We start from the raw sequence: 19682 nt of genomic DNA on the forward strand, positions 1-19682 counted from the left end.
CAACGACCATGGCCGCATCGACCGCACGCATCGCGACGCCGAACGGGCGCCGCTACATGACCCAGCTGTGCAAGCACTGGGCGCACAAGTTCGAGGTCGTCCATGACGAGACCCAGGGCCTCGTCCCCTTCGGCCCCGACAGCCGTTGCCGCATGGCGGCCGACGATGCGGGGCTGACCCTGACCCTGGAGGTGGAGGATTCCGGACAGATGGAGCGCATGCAGGGGGTGGTGATCGACCACCTGAAGCGCTTCGCCTTCCGCGAGGATCTGGGGGAGGTGACCTGGGCTCCGGTGGGGTGAGGGCACATTTTCCCGAATCTGTCTGCGACAAATCCTGTTGAGAATTACCGCGCCGGCGGTGTAAAACGGTTCTTAACCAACAGGCGGGAATGGGAGAGAAGGCGGTTTTCCACCGCCGGGCCGCCCATGGACAGATCACCGGGAGTCGTTCGTGATGCTCCGCATCTCCAAGAAGCTGATGTTCGCCATCGAGGCGGTCCTCGACATCGCCTACAACGCGGGCACCGAGCCGGTGCAGTCGGGGGAGATCACCCGGCGCCAGGGCATCCCGAAGCGATATCTGGAACAGGTGCTGCAGCAGCTGGTGCGCGAAGGCGTGCTGGCCGGGGTGCGGGGCCCGCGCGGCGGCTACCGGCTGGCGCGCGAGCGGCGGCGGATCACGTTGGGCGAGATCGTCAAGGTCGTCCGCGCGATGGAGACCGCCACCGACCCGATCGAGGAGCCGGCCGGTTCGGTGCTGGGCCATCAGGTGGTGCGTCCGCTGTGGGGCGAACTGCAGGAAGAGTGCATGGCCAAGCTCGACACCATCACCATCGAGGATCTGTGCATGCGCGCGCGGCGTGCCGGGGTGGAGAGCGAGACCGAGGACCGGATCGACTTCACCATCTGATCTGGTCGGGCTGATCTGGTCGGGCTGATCTGGTCGGGCTGATGCGGTCGGACTGGGCTGGTGCGGATGGCCTGGGGACCCCACTTGCCATTTGCCCCACTTGCCATTTGACAGGGTGCCGAGGCTGGATAATGCTCCGCCTGGGGTGTTGAACTCACTTATAACACAAATCTCAGAGGTGGAATCATGGCTGCACCGGAGTTCCGCGGCAAGATCTACGACAGCATCCTCGATACGATCGGCGCCACGCCGCTGGTGCGGCTCGACCGTCTCGCCGCCGAGGCGGGGGTGAAGGCCCAGATCATCGGCAAGCTGGAGTTCTTCAACCCGCTGGCCAGCGTCAAGGACCGCATCGGCCGCGCCATGATCGAGGCCGCCGAGGCCGCCGGCACCATCGCCCCCGGCCGCACGACGCTGGTCGAGCCCACCTCCGGCAACACCGGCATCGCGCTGGCCTTCGTCGCCGCCGCCAAGGGCTACAAGCTGATCCTGACCATGCCGGAAAGCATGTCGGTGGAGCGGCGCAAGATGCTGAAGCTGCTGGGCGCCGAGCTGGTGCTGACCCCGGCGGCGGAGGGCATGAAGGGCGCCATCCGCAAGGCGGAGGAGATCCTGGCCGCCGACCCGAACGCCTATCTGCTGCAGCAGTTCAAGAACGCCGCCAACCCGGCCGTCCACCGCGCCACCACGGCGGAGGAAATCTGGAAGGACACCGACGGTCAGGTCGATTTCCTGATCTCCGGCGTCGGCACCGGCGGCACGCTGACCGGCACCGCCGAGGTCATCAAGGCGCGCAAGCCCTCCTTCAAGGCGGTGGCGGTGGAGCCGGAGGACAGCCCCGTCCTGTCCGGCGGCATGCCCGGCCCGCACAAGATCCAGGGCATCGGCGCCGGCTTCGTCCCCGACATCCTGAAGAAGGAGCTGATCGACGAGGTGGTGCGCATCTCCAACCAGCGTGCCTTCGAGACCGCCCGCAGCGTCGCCCGCCTGGAAGGCGTGCCGGTCGGCATCTCTTCCGGCGCGGCGCTGGCCGCGGCGCTGGAGATCGGCGCCCGTCCGGAGAATGCCGGCAAGCAGATCGTCGTGATCCTGCCGTCCTTCGCCGAACGCTACCTGTCGACCGCGCTGTTCGAAGGGCTGGAGTAAGGCTGTACCGATGCGGGTGAGGGGCGATCCTTACCCCCACCCGCAGCATCGGTTCGCAGCTTGGCGGCGAAATTCCGGCCCGAAATTTGACGGAATTTGCCCTTTCGGCTAATCTTCCCGGTAACCGCACCGCCATTTCCGTCCGTGCCGCCGCCGGGGAGTGACCGCCATGACGGATATTACCGCCGCCACTTATGTTCCGAACCTGTCGAGCAGCGCCTTCTCCCAGCTGAAGGGGAAGACGACCAAGATCGGTGCCGACGGGGCGAACGCCGACAGCCAGACCTTCACGGTCAGCAAGGCCGGCGAGTTCAATTTCAAGATCAACAACACCTTCACCAACGTCGAGATCCGCAACGACCGCAACGAGGTGGTGACCACCATCCGGTCGAAGGAATCGGCGGCGGACGCCACCGCGCGGCTGGGCCCCGGCACCTACACCGCGACCTTCTCGCAGGCCAACCGGGCGGCCGGCGTCCGCGACTATTCGATGGACGTCACCGAACGGCAGAATGTCCTGGTGACGGCCGGCGGCGCGACCTTGAAGGGCACCGCGCAGCCGCCGGGGAACGGCGACACCGGCGTCCAGAAGCACACCTTCAACGTCGTGCAGGGCGGCACCTTCACCGCCGACATCTCGCTTCCCAACACGCGCTGGGCGATGATGGACAAGGACGGCAAGGTGGTGGCCGCCAGCGAATCGACAAAACCCGACGCGCAGCAGACCTTCCTGCAAAAGCCGACTTACAAGCTGGAACCCGGCCAATACACCATGGTTGTGGTGCCGCCGTCCGATCTGAAGACCCCGACCGATTTCCGGCTGGGCTTCGTGCCGCGCAATCCCGACCTGACGGACAGCGGTCTCAACCAGGAAAGCGCCATCCAGAAGACGCTGCGCGAACGGCAGGCCCGGCTGCAGCAATGGGCGTCGGAAGCGAAGCCCACCACCTCGACCAAAGCCTGACGGAATCGGGGCCTGACCGGCGGCACTGCCGGCTTGCGGAAAACGCGGCATCGAATGTTGCTGCAACGGCCCGTCCTTGCGCTATGCTGCGGGCCATGGACTTCACGGATACCCAGCTTCACCGCTATTCCCGCCACATCGTGCTGCCGGAAGTCGGCGGCATCGGCCAGGAAAAGCTGTTGCGTTCCAAGGTGCTGGTCGTCGGTGCCGGCGGCCTGGGCGCGCCCCTGCTGCTCTATCTGGCGGCGGCCGGCGTCGGCACCATCGGCATCGTCGACGACGACACCGTCGACCTGTCGAACCTGCAGCGGCAGGTCATCCACGACGAGTCGTCGCTCGGCCTGCCGAAGGTGGAGAGTGCCGCCGCCCGCATCCGGGCGCTGAACCCGGATGTTCGGGTGGAGACGCACCGCACCCGGATCAGCCGCGACAACGCGATGGACCTGATCGCCGGCTATGATCTGGTCGCCGACGGGTCGGACAATTTCGCCACGCGCTTCCTGCTGAACGATGCCTGTTTCCTGGCCGGCAAGACGCTGGTGTCGGCGGCGATCCTGCGCTTCGACGGGCAGCTGACCACCTTCAAGGCGCATCTGGGCGCGCCGCACCCCTGCTATCGCTGCCTGTTCCCCGAACCGCCGCCGCGCGGCGCGGTGCCGTCCTGCTCGGAAGGCGGGGTTCTGGGGGCGCTGGCCGGCTCCGTCGGCTCGCTGCAGGCGACGGAGGTGCTGAAGGAGCTGCTGGGGCTGGGCGAGAGCCTGTCGGGCAGCCTGTTGATGATGGACACGCTCTATGCGTCCTATCAGCGCATCTCCATCAAGCGGGATCCCGACTGCGCGCTTTGCGGCGATCATCCGACGATCCATGACCTCTCCGCCCACTGACGGGCGCCGCGGCAAAGACGGGAGGCGGCCACCATGTCCACTGCCTTGCCTGAGACCATGCCTGAGACCATGCCTGTAACCATGCCTGTGACGGGAGCCGGCGGCACGTCGGCCCTGTCGATCGTGCTGTTCGCCGGCGGCTTCGACCGCGTCCATTACGCGCTGGTGATGGCCAGCGCCGCGGCGGCCACCAACCGCAAGGTCACGCTGTTCTTCACCGGCCGCGCCCTGCGCGCCCTGGTGCATGAGCGGGAGCCGGGGGTGCTGGGCTGGCACGACCTGGATCCTGCCGACGACGGCAGCACGCCGGTGGCGCGCGACCGCTATTTCGCCACCCACGGCCTCGCCACCTTCGAGGAGCTGCTGGAGGCCTGCGTCGCCATGGGCGTCACCGTGATGGCCTGCGAGATGGGGCTGCGGGCGCTGGGGCTGCCGCCGGGCGTCTCGCTGCGTGCGGACGTCCCGGTCGCCACCGGCGGCGTCGTCACCTTCCTGAACGAGGCGCCGGCCGGCGGCGCCATGCTGTTCGTCTGAAACCGCTGGAACGGGCATGAGCGACAACCGCGAGATCCTCGACCTCGCCAACCGGTTCGAGTCGATCGCCACCGACGGCTTCGAGGGGCGTCCCTACCGGCCGGCGCTGGCCGAGCTTGCCGGGCGCGTGCGGGAGCGGCCGGGCATGGCGCCGCGGGTCGCCCATGCGCTTGGGATCATGATCCAGCTGATCGGCGAGAGCGATCCCGAGGGGCGGTTCGCCGCCAAGATCGCCATCCTGCGCGAGGCGGTGGGGCTGCTGAGCGACGCCTGAAGCCGGCGCCCGAGCTGAGCGCAAGGCAGCCATGCGTCACGCTGGAGACGTGCGCCCCGTCATGGGGGTGAAAACACTCCAGATGAGGATGACCACCATGGCTTTCCGTTTCACCGTCGCCACCGAGGCCCCGTCCCTGTACGCCACGCTGTTCGCCACCGCCAAGGCCATCCGCGGCAGCGGCCTGCCGACCGGGCTGGTCCACCTGATCGACCTGCGCGTGTCGCAGATCAACGGCTGCGCCTATTGCATCGACCTGCATACCAAGGAAGCCCGCCACGACGGCCAGTCGGACGAGCGCATCGCCGCCCTTGCCGGGTGGGAGCACTCTGACCTGTTCCTGCCGGACGAACGCGCCGCCTTCGCCTGGGCCGAGGTGCTGACCCGCACCCAGCATGACCGCATCGACGACGCCTATCAGGCGCTGCAGCGCCATTTCAGCGCCGAGCAGATCGCCCAGTTGACGGTGACGGCGGCGCAGATCAACGCCTGGAACCGCGTCGGCATCGCCCAGCATATCGAGGGCACCGCCGTCGGGATGGCGGCGTGACGGCGCTGGCCGACCCGGACACCGCGCTCGCCGCCTTCGCGGGCGAGCGGGCGCGGCTGCGTGCCCTGGCCTACCGGCTGCTCGGCTCGGTGGCGGAGGCGGAGGACACGCTGCAGGACGCCTGGCTGCGCTGGTCCGCGGTGGCGCCCGGCAGCGTCGGGTCGGCCCCCGCCTTTCTGACGACGCTGGTGACGCGGCTGGCGCTCGACCGGCTGCGCTCCGCCCGGGTGACGCGGGAGCGCTATTACGGGCTGTGGCTGCCCGAGCCCGAGGTCGCCGACTGGGGTGACGGGGCGGAGGACGGGCCGGAGGACGGGGCTGAGTCCGAGTCGGTGCCGCTGGCGATGCTCCTGTTGCTGGAACGGCTGGCGCCGGAGCAGCGGGCGGTCTTCGTCCTGCGCGAGGCGATGGATCTGGATTATGCGGAGATCGCAGGCATGCTCGGCAAGTCGGTCGAGGCCTGCCGCCAGATCATGCGGCGCGCCCGTGCCCGCATGGCCGAGCCGTCCGCCGCGATGGCCGATCCGGATACCGGCCGCCGTCTGGCCGCCGCCTTCGCCGAGGCCAGCGTCCGGCGCGACTATGCCGCCATCGTCGCCCTGCTGTCGGACGACGCCCAGTGGCTGAGCGACGGCGGCGGGATGGTGCGGACGGCGGTCAACCCGCTGTTCGGTGCCGACCGCATCGCCCGCTTCCTGATCGGCGTCCAGCGCAAGCGCGGCGTCAGCTTCCAATTCGTGCCGGTGCGGGTCAATGGCGGGCCGGGACTGCTGACCGACCTGGGCGGGTCGTTCCGCAGCGTGCTGGCCTTCGACGTTGCACCCTTTAATGATTCCGGGGGCCGGATTGTGCGGGTCTATCAGGTCGCCAACCCGCAGAAGCTGGAGCGCGTGTCCGGCTTTTAAGCTCTCCGGTTTTTAGCCGGCCGCCTCGTCCAGCCAGCGGTCGAGCGCGGTCAGGTCGACCGGGCGGGGCAGGATGGGAAAGGGCAGGTTTGGCATGCGCGGGCCGGTCATCAGGATGCGCGTCTGCGGATAGAGCATCGCCGCCAGCGCCGCGGCGCGGTCGCCCTCGTCGCCCTCATGGTCGAGCGGCAGCAGGGCCACGACCGGCGCTTCCGCCCCGATGAGGGTCAGGGCCTCCAGCGCATCGGCGGTCTGCGAGACCTGGAAGCCGCGCCCGGACAGATGGCCGGCCAGCGCCTCGCGCTGGATGCGGTCGGCATCGGCGACCACGGCGCGGCGCCCGCCGTACCCCGGCATCCGGATGTCCGCTTCGATGCTGAAAGCCACGTTCCCCCTCCGTCCATCATGTTTTTGTTATGGACGGAACGAGTATGCGGTTGGGTGGGCGGGTTGTAAACGGCCGCTACCTGTGGTTCGACCTTCGTCGAATACGGACCACTTCGCCCTTGTGCATCAGCGCCAGCATCGGCAGGTCGCTGGGATGGTTGCCATAACCCCAGGTGGCGGCGACCGGGCCGTTGCCGGCGATCCAGCCGGTCACCCGCTCCGCCTTGTCCAGGCGCACGCAGTTGGCGGTGCTGAGCCGGCCGGTCAGTTTGCCGTCCACCACCTCCATGCCCGTCGCCAGCAGGTCGTCCACCTCCAGCCCGCGCAGCAGCGCCGGCATGTAGAGGTCGAGCGCGCCGGTGGCGATCACCACGCGGCGGCCCTGCCGGCGATGCTCCTTCAGCACGTCGAGCATGGGCTGGTGCCAGCGCACGCGCGGGACCATCCGCTCCGCCGCGGCCAGCGCGTCGGCCACCGGCAGGCCGCGCAGGGTGCGCTTCAGATAGATCGCCTTGACCGAACCCGGAAAATCGCAACCCGGCCCGCGACCGCGGACATGGCGGTGCAGGGCCGAGCGGATGGCGTCGGCCAGCGCCAGGGCCGCGCGGCGCCGGCCGATCACCTCGCCGACGAACATCGGCAGGCTGTCGCCGTGGATCAGCGTCCCGTCGAAGTCGAAGAAGGCCACGCCGGCAGGGCCGAAGACCGACGACTCGATAGCCGGCGAATCGGGAGCCATCGCCAGCAGCGGCGCGGGCGGCGTGAGGCTGGTCCGGGGCTCGATGCCGCGGGGCGGAACGGACGTCGTTTGCATGACGATGGTTATCCGGCCGGTGCGGTGCGGCAGGCAAGGATTTTCAGGTCGGCCCAGTCAAGTCGCCCAGTCAAGTCGCCCAGTCACGGCGGCCTGGCCAAGTCGGTCCCGGCAAAGCCGATCAATGCAGCATGGTGGGGCCGCAGGGCGCCTCGAAGAGCGGTCCCTCTTCCGACCCGTCCTCCGCGTCGTTGGATGCGAAGTCCGCTCCGGCGCTGTCGTCCACCTCTTCAAGCTGGGCGATCAGGTCGCCCGAGGCTTCCTCCAGCCCGGCCTTGACGGCGATCAGCAGGTTGATGATCTCGCCATTGTCCTGCTCCAGGCTGCGGACCCGCTCTTCCAGCCGGTCGATGCGGCGCATCAGCAGGTCGGACAGGCGGTCCAGCCGTTCGAGGACGGGGTCGGGACCCGGCCCGGCCGTGCTGGGCGGGCTTTCGGGCCGGGCGTCGGGGCGTTGATCCTGGCGGTTGTCGGGACGATCATCCATGGTGCGGCCGGTTCCGGTCAGTGAGGTTTGCTCCTCGCCTAACCTTGGGCCAGCGGCCGGCAAGGTCCAGCCCAACAGCCGATGCACCCCGCAAGCGATGGCCGCCTGATCCGCTCGTTCCGCGTGTGGAGATTCCGGGGAAGGACGATTCAGCCGGCACCCCTTGTGCGCATCGCCAGCAAGTTCCGTATACAGTTAAGACTCAGATTTATCGGTGCGGCGTTTGCGCGGAACACCGTACAGTTCCAACCGATGGCCGATGAGGTCATAGCCAAGCTCGCGGGCTATGCTTTCCTTCAGCCGTTCCATTTCATCGTTGGTGAACTCGATCACTTCACCCGAATCGACATCTATCAGATGGTGGTGATGATCGGTTCTGGTTTCTTCGTAGCGCGCGCGGCCGTCACCGAAATCCAGCCGGTCGATGACATGCGCCTCCTCGAACAGCCGCATCGTGCGATAGACCGTGGCGATGGAAATGCGCGGATCGATGGCGGATGCACGGCGGTGCACTTCCTCCACATCGGGATGGTCCGTCGCCTCCGACAGCACGCGCGAGATCACGCGGCGCTGGTCGGTCATCTTCAATCCCTTCTTCACGCACAGTTCTTCAAGGCGCGAGGGCATGGACATCCCCTGTATTCCTGTCTTTGTTCGACGGGCGACGGTTCGCCCCTCCGGTCTCCCTGATCCCCGGGAACGCCAGCACCGAACGCCGACCGGATGTTCCATCCCGGCCGGCCATTCGCGGCACCCCGAATATCCGACCAATATACTGTGTTTCGGACGCATTCTCAAACACCCACGCCCCCGCCGGACGGCCGAGCGGACGGGGTTTTCCCAGCCGAGGACATAATACTTTCAGACTATTGGCAGAAAGGGGCGGGCAGGCGGGGCGGAAACCAATTGCTCATAATCCCCTGCTAGGTTTTGCCGGAACGTGCGTCGTGCAGTCCGGCACGGCGCCGCATCCGACATGACCATGCAGACGGGGAGGGGGAGGAGCCGCAATGACGCCATTCGACACCCGTCCCCCCGTCCCGCCTTCCGTCCTGACGAATCCGGCGGAGCTGCCCATGGACGAACCCGCCTTCACCGCCGCGGGGTTGGCCGTTCCGGTGCCGCCGCTGACCCGGGACCAGGAGTGCGCCGCCGCGCTTGCCCGCTTCCGGCGCCAGCCGGAGCTTGCCGCCCTGCCGGTGGTCGACGGCGACGGCCGCGTCGCCGGGCTGCTGGAACGTGGCCGCCTGCCGCCGGAGGGCGGAGGAGAGGGGGGCGGGGCAGACGGGGCCGGGGGAGACGGTTTCGGGCAACGGCTGGTCTCCGACGTGATGGACCCGCACCCGCTGCTGATCGACGAGGCGACCCCGCTGGCGGAGATCGGCCGGCAACTGGCCCGGCTGAAGCCGGCGGCGCTGGTGACCGGATTCCTGGTGGTGGAGCAGGGCCGCTATCTCGGCGTCGGCACGGTGACCGGGCTGATGGCGCGCTCGGCCGAACAGACGGAGCTGCGCGCCCGCCAGCTGGAGGAGGCGCGCCGGCAGGCCGAACAGGCGATCCGGGCCAAGACCGCCTTCCTCGCCAACATGAGCCACGAGATCCGCACACCGCTGACCGCGATGATGGGCTTTGCCGAGCTGCTGGAGCAGGAGGTGCTGGGACCGCACGCCATCCCGCTCTATCGCGAATACGCCCGCGACATCGCCGAGAGCGGCCGGCACCTGATGGAACTCATCAACGACTTGCTCGACCTGTCCAAGGCCGACGCCGACCGGCTGGAGCTGGTGGACGGGACGGTGGACGTGGTGCGGGTGGCGATCGGCACGGCCCGGCTGCTGACCGAACGGGCATTGCGCCATGGCGTCAGCATCGCCACCGCGGTGCCGCTGGACCTGCCGCCGCTGCGCGCGGACGAGCGCAAGCTGCGCCAGATGCTGCTGAACCTGCTCTCCAACGCGGTGAAGTTCACGCCCAACGACGGGATCGTGACGCTCAGGGCCCGTGTGGCGGCGGACGGCGCCTTGTGGCTGTCGGTCCAGGACACCGGCATCGGCATGACCGGGGAGGAACTGGGCAAGGCGCTGGAGCCCTGGGGGCAGGTGGACAGTGCGCTGGCCCGCAGCCAGATCGGCACCGGCCTGGGGCTGCCGCTGACCAAGCGGCTGATCGAACTGCATGGCGGCCGCCTGGACGTCGTCAGCCGCCGCGACGAAGGCACCACCATGTCGCTGGTCTTCCCGGCCAAGCGGGTGGGGCGGGGGTAGAACGGAAAAGCCCCCTCATTCTAGATCGCCCTCTCCCGCCCCGGGAGAGGGAGGGGACCCGCCGAAGGCGGGGAGGGTGAGGGGTGATCCAAAAATCCCGAACCGCAGTGCTTCGTGCCCCACCCCTCACCCTTCCCATGCTCCGCATGGGCCCCTTCCCTCTCCCGGGGCGGGAGAGGGAAGCCGTTGCGAGGCGGAGAGTCCTACGCCAGCCCCTTCTCCATCGCGCTCGCCAGACGGCGGGCGAAGGCGGCGGGGTCGGGCAGGGCCTCGCCCTCGACGATGCGGGCCTGATCCAGCAGCAGCCAGGCCGCGTCCTCCAGCGCGTCGGTGGCGCCGGTGCCCTTGGCCCGTTCGGCCAGACGCTTGATCAGGGCGTGGGACGGGTTGATCTCCAGGATGCGCTTGCCGACCTCGCCGTTCAGCTGCTTGTGCTGCTTCAGCAGGCGTTCGAGATGCATGTCCATGTCGTTGTCGTCGGCGACCAGACAGACGGCGCTGTCGGTCAGGCGTTCGGACTTGCGTACATCCTTCACCGCGTCGGACAGGGTCAGCTTCAGCAGGGCCAGCAGATCGGTCAGCTCGCCCTCCGGCGTCTTCTCCTCCGGCTTCTCGGCCTCTTCGCCCTTGATCTTGCCGAGATCGGCGCCGCCGCGGGTCACCGACTTGAACGGCTTGCCGTCATAGACGCCGACCGACGGCATCCAGAACTCGTCCACCGGGTCGGTCAGCAGCAGGACCTCGACGCCCTTGGCCTTGAAGCCTTCCAACTGCGGGCTGCGCAGCAGGGTGTCGATGTCGTCGCCGCTGATGGTGTAGATGGCGTCCTGGCCCTCCTTCATGCGGGCGACATACTGCTCCAGCGAGACCAGCTCCTCGCCGGCGGTGGTGCGGAAGCGCAGCAGCTTCAGCAACTCGTCCCGGTGCTCGTAATCCTCATAGAGGCCTTCCTTCAGCACCGCGCCGAAGTTTTCCCAGAACGTGTCGTATTCGGCCGCGTTCTCGCTGTCCTTGGCCTTCTTCGACAGTTCCGACAGGACGCGCCGCGTGATGCCGGCCTTGATCTTGGCCAGCATCGGGTTGTGCTGCAGCATCTCGCGGCTGATGTTCAGCGGCAGATCCTCGCTGTCGACCACGCCGCGCAGGAAACGCAGATAGGGCGGGATCAGCCCTTCCGCCGCGTCGGTGATGAAGACGCGCTTGACGTACAGCTTCACCCGGTGGGCGCGCTTGGGGTCGAACAGGTCGAAGGGCTTGGTCGAGGGGACGTAGAGCAGGTTGGTGTATTCCAGCGCCCCTTCGGCCCGCCAGTGCAGGGTCAGCCACGGATCGTCGAAGGCGTGGCCGACATGGTGGTAGAATTCCTTGTACTGGTCGGCGGTGATCTCCGACTTCGACCGGGTCCACAGGGCCGACGCGCTGTTCAGCGCCTTGGCGTCCTCGCCCTCGCCGAACAGGATCGGAATGGCGATGTGGTCGGAGTACTTGCGGACGATGCCGCCGAGCCGCGCCTCGTCGAGATACTCGTCGTCGCCTTCGCGCAGGTGCAGGACGATCTGCGTGCCGCGCGGCAGGCCGTCGGTCTCGGCGATGGTGAACTCGCCCTTGCCGTCGGATTCCCAGCGCCAGCCCTGGGTTTCGCCGGCCTTGCGGGTCAGCACGGTGACCTTGTCGGCGGCCATGAAGGCGGAATAGAAGCCGACGCCGAACTGGCCGATCAGGTTGACGTCCTTCTTGCCGTCACCCTTCTCCGCACCTTCCAGCGACTTCATGAAGGCGGCGGTGCCGGAGCGGGCGATGGTACCGAGATTCTCGACCAGATCCTCGCGGTTCATGCCGATGCCGTTGTCGGCGACGGTCAGGGTCCGCGCGTCCTTGTCGACCAGCAGGCGGACCTTGAGGTTCGGATCATCGGCCGAGAGTTCGGGCTGGGTCAGGGCCGCATAGCGCAGGCGGTCGCAGGCGTCCGACGCGTTGGAGACCAGTTCGCGCAGGAACACTTCCTTCTCGCTGTAGAGCGAGTGGGCGACGATGTCGAGCAGACGGCTGACCTCGGCTTGAAAACTGAGCCGTTCCTCGGTCATGGGGGCACCTTCGTTGGTTTTGCACAGGTGGGCGTCAAGACGGCGGAGATATGTGAAAGCGTCTCCGCCGTTCAAGAGGCTTGTGGCGTGCAACCGCGGGAGGTGTGCGGTCAGGTGTCGCGGTGGAGGGCGCCGCGCCCGACGCTCCCCCTTACTTCTTCTTCTTCGGCTGCTCCGCCGGAGCCGGTTCGCCGCCGCCGGCCAGCAGCGGGGTCATGTCGGCGCCGTTCAGCAGGAGCTGGCCAGCCTCCGTCACCTCGAACTTGTAGGTGCGGATGTCGGCGCCGGTGTCGTCCTTGCCGGCCTGGCCCATGGCCTGGACCATCGCCAGACCGCCCAGCAGATCCTGGGTCTCCTTGTCGGGCTTGGCGCCCGGGGCCGGCTGCATCGCCTTCACCGCGGCGTCGATGCCGCGCAGCAGGACGGTGGCGCCGCCGGTGACGCCGAAGGCGGCCTGGGTGGCGACCTTGACCGCGCCGGTGGCGGTACCGGCGGTCGCCGGGGTGTCGAGGTTCAGCGCGTCGATCCGCAGTTCCGTCCCGGCCTCGCCCATCGCGGCCATCGCCTGCTGCATGACGACGTCGGAGGACGGCGGCGGCGGGGCCTTGGTCTTGGCGCCCTTCTTCGGCTGGGCCTCTTCCGCCTCGGCGGCCTTGGCCAGCTCGGTGAAGGCCTTCCACAGGGCGCTGTTCGGCAGCTTGGCGACCGACAGCTTGACCTCGAAAGCGCGCGGGGTGAAGGCTTCGGGGGCCGGCGACGGCGTCATGGCGAAGTCGCGCGCCTCGATGCCCATGCTGACGGTGGATTGCGCCTGGTCGAGGTCGGTCAGGCCGCTGCGGAAGGCGAGCTGGCCCAGCGTCACCGTGGTCCCGTCCTCCGGATTGACGACGGACAGGTTGGACAGGCGCATGGCGCCGCTGACGCCGCCGAAGATGCCCTGCAGCTTCGGCAGCAGCTCGGCGCTGGTCGGGGTGGTCCCCTTGGCGGCGGTCTGTTCCGACAGCTTCTGCAGCGCGCTGACCTTGGTCAGGTCGACGCGGGTGTAGGTGGCCTCGGCGGTGACGCCGCCGATCTTCACCAGCTCCTTGTTCTTGTCGTCCTTCACCGACAGGCCGCCGAAGGCGAAGGCGGCCGGGCCGCTCCACAGGGTGGCGCCGGCGGTCCCGGCCTCCGGCTTCAGGTCCTGGACCATGGTCATGGAGGCGACGGAGATCTTGCCCTTGCCGTCGGCGGCGCTGACCGCGATGTCGTTGTAGGCGGCATCGACCGCCAGCAGAGTCTCCAGCGCGCCCGACCAGGTGCTGGTGAAGGACTGCTTGCCGATGGAGATGGTGGCGGCGTCGACATACTCGTCGTTGTCGTCGAGGTTCTGCACCTTGATCGCGCTGGGCAGCGTGATCGACACGCCATACTGGCCGTCGTCCTTCGGCGTCACCGACAGCAGCACGGTGCCGATGTCGAACAGCGTGCCTTCGGCATCCTCGGCCGACAGGCGGGGCAGGGCGACGTCGTAATGGTCGCCGGCCGGCTTGACGGTCGGCTCGCCCTGCCATTCGAAGCCGACGCCCTCGCCATCCTCGCTGGGCGGCGGGAACCAGCGGGGCAGATCCTTCTTCAGCGAGGCGGCGAGCGCCTTGGCCCCGGCATCGTCGACGGCCGGAGCGGCCTGGACGGGCGACCAGCCGGCCACCAGCGCCAGCATGCCGCCGGCGATCAGGGCGGGCCTCAGGGAACGGACCGGCAGGGCCGGGACGGGCGAAAGACGGCTGAGACGCATCGAGGAACTTCTCCCGGGTACGATTTGGGAGCACGTTAAGCTTGATACGCGAGGCCGGTCCATGCCTCTGATGAGTCGAATCTCAAGAGGCGGTTAAAAATCCAGGTCGGCGTAGTGCTTCGGCGGCGGGCAGCCGGTGATGTTGTCGGCCAGCAGCGCGCGGAAGCTGGGGCGCGACTTGATCCGGGCGTACCAGTCCTTGGCCTCCGGACTGCGGTCCCACGGCACGTTGTCGATATAGTCCAGGCAGGACAGCTGCGCCGCGGCGGCGATGTCGGCCAGGGTGAAGACCGATCCGGCCAGCCACGGCCGGCGTTCCGACAGGAAGGCGATGTAGTCGAGATGATAGGTGACGTTGGCCAGCCCGGCGCGAATCGCCGGGGCGAAGGGATGGCCCTGGCCGGACAGCCGCTTGATCAGCTTCTCGCCCACCAGATTCTCGGTCACCTCGCGGTCGAACTTGTTCAGGAACCAGTCGGCGACCCGCCGCACCTCGGCCCGCGCCGCGATCTCGCGCGGCAGCAGGGGGGTGTCGGGATAGGCCTCCTCCAGATATTCGATCACGGCGAGGCCGCCGGCGACGACCGTCCCGTCCTCCTCCACCAGAACCGGAACCTCGGCGGCCGGGTTCAGCTTCAGGAAGTCGGTGCGCCGTTCCCATGGCCTTTCGACCACGGGTTCGAAGGGCAGGGCCTTCTCGGCGAGCATCACGCGCGCGGTGCGCGACAGGGCGTGGATCGGGTGGTGGTACAGGGTTCGCATGGCGGCGGGACTTTACCGCAACGCCGCAAAGGAAAACAGCCTGCGCATATGCGCCCGAAGGTCTCGTTCGGGGAGGTTTTGCGGCACTTTACCCCGCCCGCGACAGGCGGTAGAGCACCAGCGCATCCGGCTGGTCGGAGGGGGTGCTCACCGGCGTCCAGCCGTTGCGTTCGTAGAAGGCGCGGGCGGCGGCGTTGCGGGCGGCGCAGGCCAGTTCGACCGGGTGGGGGCCGCCGCGCAGCAGGGCCAGCGCCTCGCGCAGCAGGGCGGAACCGATGCCGCGCTTGTGCCATCCGGGGTCGATGAACAGGTTGTGGATGACGCCGGCCTGGGGATCGAGCGAGACGAAGCCGACCACCGTCCCATCCGCCTCGGCGACCAGCACCGAGTCTTCGCGCACGCAGTCGTAGTAATCGTCCAGCCCGAAGCGGTCGGCGGGTTGCCAGGAGAAGGCCTGGCGGCGGCCGTGCAGGAAGATCTCGGCACAGCGTTCGGAGTCGGCGCTGCGGGCGGAACGGATCGCAATGCGCACCCCTTCCCCGGCCGGCATGCCCCTCTCCTTCTGCCCGTTGCGCCCGATCATGTGGATCAACCGGATTTCCGGTCAGACTATTCCACCGTCGGGCCGTCGGGGAACGGTCCTTTCGTCCTGTCCGGGGACGGGAGCGTTCAGGGCGGCGCCTTGTCCCCGGCCGCCTTGCCGGTGGCTGTCTTCTCGGCAGGGGGCTTCTCGGCAGGGGGCTTGCCGTTCGCGGCCTTCTCGCCGGTGGGGCTGTCGGTGCCGGTCGTGCCGGCCGGCGCACCCGCCGGCTCGTTGGCGGCGTTGCCGAGCAGGCCGGCCTCGCGGTAATAGCGCTCCGCCCCCGGATGAAGCGGGACCGAGACGTTGGCGACCGCGCGGGCGGGATCGAAGTTGCGGCCCTGCGGGTGGCCGTCGGCCAGGACGCGGCGGGTGTTCTCGTGCCACAGCGCGCGGACGATGCCATAGATCAGGTCGGGATCGCGGTCGGCGCGGGTCAGCAGCTCCGCCCCCAGGCTGAGCGTCGGGGTGGGAGCGGTGCCGGGATAGGCGTTCGCCGGGATCTCGTCCTCGATATAGAAGCGCTGGGTCCGCAGCAGCCGGTCGGCCGGCTCGCCGTCCAGCGGCACCAGCCGGATCGGCACCCGCGCCGCCACGTCGGCGACCGCCGCCACCGGATAGCCGCCGACCATGAAGAAGCCGTCCAGCTCGCCCTTCGCCAGCCGGTCGGCCGCCGTGCCGGGCTTCAGGTAGAGCGGCGTGATCGTGCTTTCCGACAAGCCGTAGGCGTCCAGGATCAGCCGCGCCTCCACCAGCGTGCCGGAGCCTTCCTCACCCAGCGAGATGCTGCGGCCCTTCAGGTCGGCCATGCGGTCGATGAAGCCGTCGGAGCGGACGACGACCTGGATCGCCTCCGCATACAGCATGCCGAGCGAGCGCAGTTCCGCGAACGGGCGCTTGCCGGTGAAGCTGCCGGTGCCGCTGTAGGCCCAATAGGCGACGTCGGCCTGGGCGAAGCCGGCCTCCACCGTGCCGGCGCGCAGCATCTCGATGTTGTCGACCGAACCGTTGCTGGCCTGTGCCACCACGATCAGGCCGGGGATGCCGCAGCTTCCCCCCTTGTCGCAGGGGCGGGAGCCGGGCGGGTTGGAGATGGCGTTGGCGATCAGCCCGCCGATCGGGAAATAGGTGCCGGCGGTGGTGCCGGTGCCGATGCGGAAATAGCGCAGATCCTGCGCCATGGCCGACCTGCCGGACAGTGCGCCGCCCAGCAGCGGCGCCAGCGCCACCCCTCCCATGAGGCCGCCCAGCAGATGGCGGCGGGTCAGGCTGGACATGTCGGAAGCGGGCGCGTCGGGATCTTCCCGAAGCTCCGATGAGGGGAGCCCCGGCGGGGTAGGGCAGGCTTTGGCGGCTGCGCGGGGCACCGGGGCGTTCCGTTCGTCTGGCCCGCTCGTCCCGGACGGGAGGGGCGGGGCGGGAAGGAGGGGCGTGTCTTCAAAGATTTCCGCGCAACCCCGTCATTTCAAGGCGCAACCGGTCAAATCACGCCGACGAGGTCAAGAACGCCGGCGACTGCTACCGCACCGCCACACAGCCGCACCGCACGGTCCGACTCGGCCTGCGTCACCGCGATGGACAGCCCGAGTCCGCCGCAGGCGACCAGCATCAGCCCGGCGGCGAATCCGGCCCAGTAGAGCGGCGGCCCCTGGTGGGCATGGCCGTGGAACACGGCAGCGACCGCGGCGACCAGCACCGCCAGCACGGCCGGCGCCCGCACCCCCAGCGCCACCAGCGACCCGACCACCAGCAGCGAGGCGGCGAGCCCCGGCCCGGCATAGGGCAGCCGCACCCCCATCTGGGCGGCGAAGCCCGCCGCCAGCGCCGCGGTCACGGCGGCGGCCGGCACCTGCCACACCGCGGTGCCGCCGGTCTGCCCGGCCCACATGCCGATGCCGAGGATGCCCAGCAGATGCTGCAGCACCCACACCGGCGTGGTCAGCCCGCTGCCGAAGGCCCCCGTCAGCGTCGTCATGCGCCCGCATCCCCCATCACGTGTCGCTCCGGCAGCCGGTATGGCGGCTGAGGCGGGGCGGGGTCAAGCGGTCAGGCTTCAGGTCGGGGAGGGCAAGGGTGGAGGGAAGGCTAGCGCGCCAGCGGGTCGCCCCATTGCCGCAGGTCGTTCTCGCGCTTCATCAGCTCGCGCTGGCCCAGCGGGTCGAGCCGCCCCATGGCGTCGTTGGTGCGCATGCGGTCGACCTCCGGCCGGATCAGGTCGCGCTTGAAGGCGTCGGTGGCGCTCTGGGACGAGGGCGGCGGCGGCACCGGGATCGGGCGCGGCGGCTGGGGCAGGACGGCCGGGTCGGGCGGCGGCGACGAACTGCCGCGGCGGCGCTTGGGCGGGGGCTGGTCGGTGTCGCCTGAGTCGCGGCGCGCCTGCGGGGGCTCGGCCTGCCGGGCTTGGGCTTGGGGGATGGGCTTCGAGCCGGCGCGCGACTGCTCCGCCTGGATCTGGCTCCAGGTCCGCCGCTCCCCGCCGCCGGGAATCACCGTCTGCTCGTGGACCGGCGGAAAGGCCTGGGCACGGCCGGGCATGTCGTCGCGCAGGTCCTGCGGCGCGCAGGCACCGGCCGCCAGCAGGAGAAGGAGCGGAGCCAGATGATAGGCCAGGGGCGGGAGATGTGGGGTCATTGATGGAATGTCGGCATTGCTGATCGTTTCGGCAAGATGACCCCAAAGGAGGGACTCGCTCCAAGGCCAAGCCAGCGCTAGAGTGTTCTTTTTTTGTTCTGGATTGTTGGGTTCTGTATGACACGCTCTTTCTCACATCCGGACCAATCCCCCTCTCCTCCCCGGGAGAGGGCAATGTGGAATGGTGGAGAGAGGGGAAAGCGCCGTATCCTCGCTCTGTGGCTCCCTCGCCTGCCGACCGACGCGCGGGAGCGGCTGATGCCGCCGGACCTGCGTGCCCGTCCCCTTGCCCTGCTGTGGACGGAGCGCCAGCGGCGGATGGTGGTCGCGGTCAACCGGGCGGCGGCGGTGCTGGGAATCGCTCCCGGCCAGACCCTCAGCGACGCCCGTGCGCTGGAGCCGGCGCTGGAGGTGGCGGAGGCGACGCCGGAAGCCGATTCGGCCCTGCTCGGCCGCATCGCCGACTGGGCGCGGCGCTACAGCCCCTGGACCGCGGTGGACGAGCCGGACGGGGTGGTGATCGACATCACCGGCTGCGCCCATCTCTTCGGCGGCGAGCCGGCGCTGGCCGCCGACCTGACCGGCCGGCTGCGCGCCGCCGGCTTCGCCGCCCGCGCCGCCATTGCCGACACCCCGGCCGCCGCCTGGGGGCTGGTGCGCTTCGGCAATCCGGAGGAGCGGCGGGAGGAGCGGCTGGACGGCCTGCCGCTCACCGCCCTGCGATTGCCGGCGGAAATGGTGGAGGGGCTGCATGCGCTGGGTCTGCGCCGGATCGGCGACCTGCACGCCATGCCGCGGGCGGGGCTCGCCGCAAGGTTCGGGGGCAGGTTGCTGCAACGCTACGATCAGGCCCTCGGCCGGCTGGACGAGCCGATCTCCCCGCGCCGGCCGGTGGCGGATCACCGCGAGCGCCTGACTTTCGCCGAACCGATCGCCACGCCCGAGTCGATCGCCGGAGCGCTGCGCCATCTGCTGGGCCGGCTGTGCAAGGGGCTGGAGGCGGCGGGGCAGGGCGCGCGCCGGTTGCGGCTGGACGCCCACCGCACCGACCAGCGGGTGGACGACGAGCCGCAGAGCCTGACGCTCGGCACCAGCCGCCCGACCCGCGACCCGGCGGCGCTGGCCCGGCTGTTCGCCCCGCTGCTGGAGCGCATCGATCTAGGGTCGGGGCTGGGGCTGGAGACGCTGGTGCTGTCGGCGACGGAGACGGGACCGCTGTCGGCCGTGCAGACCGGTCTAAAGGGGGAGGAGGTTGACGGCCCAGGAATCAACGATGGCCTCGCCGAGCTGGTGGACCGGCTGACTCTGCGGCTGGGGGAGCGGGCGGTGCTGCGGCTGGTGCCGCGGGAAAGCTGGCTGCCGGAACGCTGCGTGGCGCCGCATCCGCCATTGGAGAGGTTGCCGCCGCCGAAGCCCTGGCCGGCGGGACAGCCGCGCCCGTTGCGCCTGCTGACCCCGCCCGAAGCGGTGGAGGCCACCGCCCCGCTGCCCGACGATCCGCCGCTGCAATTCGTCTGGCGCGGCGTGCGCCACCGCGTCAGCCGGGCCGAGGGGCCGGAGCGGATCGAATGCGAATGGTGGCGTGGGGAAGGATCGCTGGGGCTGGCCGTGCGCGATTACTACCGCGTGGAGGATGGCGACGGCCGCCGGTTCTGGCTGTTCAGGGCCGGGCTGTACCGGCCGGGGGAGAACCCGCGCTGGTTCCTGCACGGGTTCCTGGGGTGAGA

At 69.3% G+C, this 19682-nt stretch carries 22 protein-coding genes; 11 read left to right on the top strand and 11 right to left on the bottom strand.

Annotated features, from left to right (window positions below; translation table 11 throughout):
• Nucleotides 1–8: 8 nt before the first annotated feature.
• From B9N97_RS14515 to sigJ, 9 genes are all read left to right on the top strand, one after another.
• Nucleotides 9–302, top strand: coding sequence for a DUF2218 domain-containing protein (locus tag B9N97_RS14515; RefSeq protein ID WP_085087677.1), 294 nt, complete (start codon nucleotides 9–11; stop codon nucleotides 300–302).
• 154 nt (nucleotides 303–456) lie between these two features.
• On the top strand, nucleotides 457–912 hold the full coding sequence (locus B9N97_RS14520) for an RrF2 family transcriptional regulator (protein ID WP_042701959.1): 456 nt from the start codon (nucleotides 457–459) through the stop codon (nucleotides 910–912).
• 186 nt (nucleotides 913–1098) lie between these two features.
• Nucleotides 1099–2058: a cysteine synthase A gene (cysK, locus tag B9N97_RS14525; protein WP_085087679.1), complete on the top strand. Its 960-nt coding sequence runs from the start codon at nucleotides 1099–1101 to the stop codon at nucleotides 2056–2058.
• A 169-nt stretch (nucleotides 2059–2227) separates the two neighbouring features.
• The gene (locus B9N97_RS14530) at nucleotides 2228–3022 is read left to right on the top strand and encodes a hypothetical protein (RefSeq protein ID WP_085087681.1); all 795 of its coding nucleotides are present in this window, start codon (nucleotides 2228–2230) and stop codon (nucleotides 3020–3022) included.
• Between the two features lie 95 nt (nucleotides 3023–3117).
• Nucleotides 3118–3906, top strand: a complete 789-nt coding sequence (locus B9N97_RS14535) for a HesA/MoeB/ThiF family protein (protein ID WP_085090577.1) — start codon at nucleotides 3118–3120, stop codon at nucleotides 3904–3906.
• A gap of 81 nt (nucleotides 3907–3987) precedes the next feature.
• On the top strand, nucleotides 3988–4440 hold the full coding sequence (locus B9N97_RS14540) for a DsrE family protein (protein ID WP_143266854.1): 453 nt from the start codon (nucleotides 3988–3990) through the stop codon (nucleotides 4438–4440).
• A gap of 16 nt (nucleotides 4441–4456) precedes the next feature.
• Nucleotides 4457–4714, top strand: a complete 258-nt coding sequence (locus B9N97_RS14545; protein ID WP_085087683.1) for a hypothetical protein — start codon at nucleotides 4457–4459, stop codon at nucleotides 4712–4714.
• Between the two features lie 97 nt (nucleotides 4715–4811).
• Nucleotides 4812–5264, top strand: a complete 453-nt coding sequence (locus B9N97_RS14550) for a carboxymuconolactone decarboxylase family protein (RefSeq protein ID WP_085090579.1) — start codon at nucleotides 4812–4814, stop codon at nucleotides 5262–5264.
• Complete coding sequence (sigJ, locus tag B9N97_RS14555) at nucleotides 5261–6169, top strand: RNA polymerase sigma factor SigJ (protein ID WP_085087686.1); 909 nt, start codon at nucleotides 5261–5263, stop codon at nucleotides 6167–6169. The genes B9N97_RS14550 and sigJ overlap by 4 nt, the downstream gene beginning before the upstream one ends.
• 12 nt (nucleotides 6170–6181) lie before the next feature.
• Here sigJ and B9N97_RS14560 read toward each other — a convergent pair whose 3' ends face one another.
• The 4 genes from B9N97_RS14560 to B9N97_RS14575 all read right to left on the bottom strand — a co-directional run bounded on the left by B9N97_RS14560 (nucleotide 6182) and on the right by B9N97_RS14575 (nucleotide 8484).
• On the bottom strand, nucleotides 6182–6556 hold the full coding sequence (locus B9N97_RS14560; protein WP_085087689.1) for a response regulator: 375 nt from the start codon (nucleotides 6554–6556) through the stop codon (nucleotides 6182–6184).
• A gap of 76 nt (nucleotides 6557–6632) precedes the next feature.
• Complete coding sequence (locus B9N97_RS14565) at nucleotides 6633–7370, bottom strand: HAD family hydrolase (protein ID WP_085087692.1); 738 nt, start codon at nucleotides 7368–7370, stop codon at nucleotides 6633–6635.
• Nucleotides 7371–7491: 121 nt separating this feature from the next.
• On the bottom strand, nucleotides 7492–7857 hold the full coding sequence (locus B9N97_RS14570; RefSeq protein ID WP_085087695.1) for a hypothetical protein: 366 nt from the start codon (nucleotides 7855–7857) through the stop codon (nucleotides 7492–7494).
• A gap of 195 nt (nucleotides 7858–8052) precedes the next feature.
• Nucleotides 8053–8484: a Fur family transcriptional regulator gene (locus B9N97_RS14575; RefSeq protein ID WP_085090580.1), complete on the bottom strand. Its 432-nt coding sequence runs from the start codon at nucleotides 8482–8484 to the stop codon at nucleotides 8053–8055.
• 449 nt (nucleotides 8485–8933) lie between these two features.
• Between B9N97_RS14575 and B9N97_RS14580 the strand changes: the two genes are divergently transcribed.
• Complete coding sequence (locus B9N97_RS14580; RefSeq protein ID WP_244560718.1) at nucleotides 8934–10121, top strand: ATP-binding protein; 1188 nt, start codon at nucleotides 8934–8936, stop codon at nucleotides 10119–10121.
• A 203-nt stretch (nucleotides 10122–10324) separates the two neighbouring features.
• Here B9N97_RS14580 and htpG read toward each other — a convergent pair whose 3' ends face one another.
• The 7 genes from htpG to B9N97_RS14615 all read right to left on the bottom strand — a co-directional run bounded on the left by htpG (nucleotide 10325) and on the right by B9N97_RS14615 (nucleotide 17955).
• Entirely contained in the window at nucleotides 10325–12205 is a 1881-nt protein-coding gene (htpG, locus tag B9N97_RS14585) for a molecular chaperone HtpG (RefSeq protein WP_085087700.1), read from the bottom strand.
• A 151-nt stretch (nucleotides 12206–12356) separates the two neighbouring features.
• A complete protein-coding gene (locus tag B9N97_RS14590; RefSeq protein ID WP_085087703.1) occupies nucleotides 12357–13982 on the bottom strand; it encodes a hypothetical protein in 1626 nt (541 codons plus the stop codon).
• A gap of 93 nt (nucleotides 13983–14075) precedes the next feature.
• The gene (locus tag B9N97_RS14595) at nucleotides 14076–14744 is read right to left on the bottom strand and encodes a glutathione S-transferase family protein (RefSeq protein WP_085087706.1); all 669 of its coding nucleotides are present in this window, start codon (nucleotides 14742–14744) and stop codon (nucleotides 14076–14078) included.
• 88 nt (nucleotides 14745–14832) lie between these two features.
• Entirely contained in the window at nucleotides 14833–15294 is a 462-nt protein-coding gene (locus tag B9N97_RS14600) for a GNAT family N-acetyltransferase (RefSeq protein WP_085090581.1), read from the bottom strand.
• A gap of 119 nt (nucleotides 15295–15413) precedes the next feature.
• Entirely contained in the window at nucleotides 15414–16601 is a 1188-nt protein-coding gene (locus B9N97_RS14605) for a TAXI family TRAP transporter solute-binding subunit (protein WP_244560719.1), read from the bottom strand.
• Nucleotides 16602–16804: 203 nt separating this feature from the next.
• Nucleotides 16805–17299, bottom strand: coding sequence for a HupE/UreJ family protein (locus B9N97_RS14610; RefSeq protein ID WP_085087726.1), 495 nt, complete (start codon nucleotides 17297–17299; stop codon nucleotides 16805–16807).
• A gap of 110 nt (nucleotides 17300–17409) precedes the next feature.
• Nucleotides 17410–17955: a hypothetical protein gene (locus tag B9N97_RS14615; RefSeq protein ID WP_085087727.1), complete on the bottom strand. Its 546-nt coding sequence runs from the start codon at nucleotides 17953–17955 to the stop codon at nucleotides 17410–17412.
• 258 nt (nucleotides 17956–18213) lie between these two features.
• On the opposite strand from B9N97_RS14615, the gene B9N97_RS14620 reads away from it, so the two are divergent.
• Nucleotides 18214–19680 carry a Y-family DNA polymerase gene (locus B9N97_RS14620; protein ID WP_167393309.1) on the top strand — a complete coding sequence of 489 codons (1467 nt, stop codon included), beginning with the start codon at nucleotides 18214–18216 and terminating at the stop codon, nucleotides 19678–19680.
• Nucleotides 19681–19682: the final 2 nt, after the last annotated feature.

The sequence above is a fragment of the Azospirillum oryzae genome (assembly GCF_900177515.1).
In the GTDB taxonomy this organism is placed as follows: Bacteria; Pseudomonadota; Alphaproteobacteria; order Azospirillales; family Azospirillaceae; genus Azospirillum; species Azospirillum oryzae_A.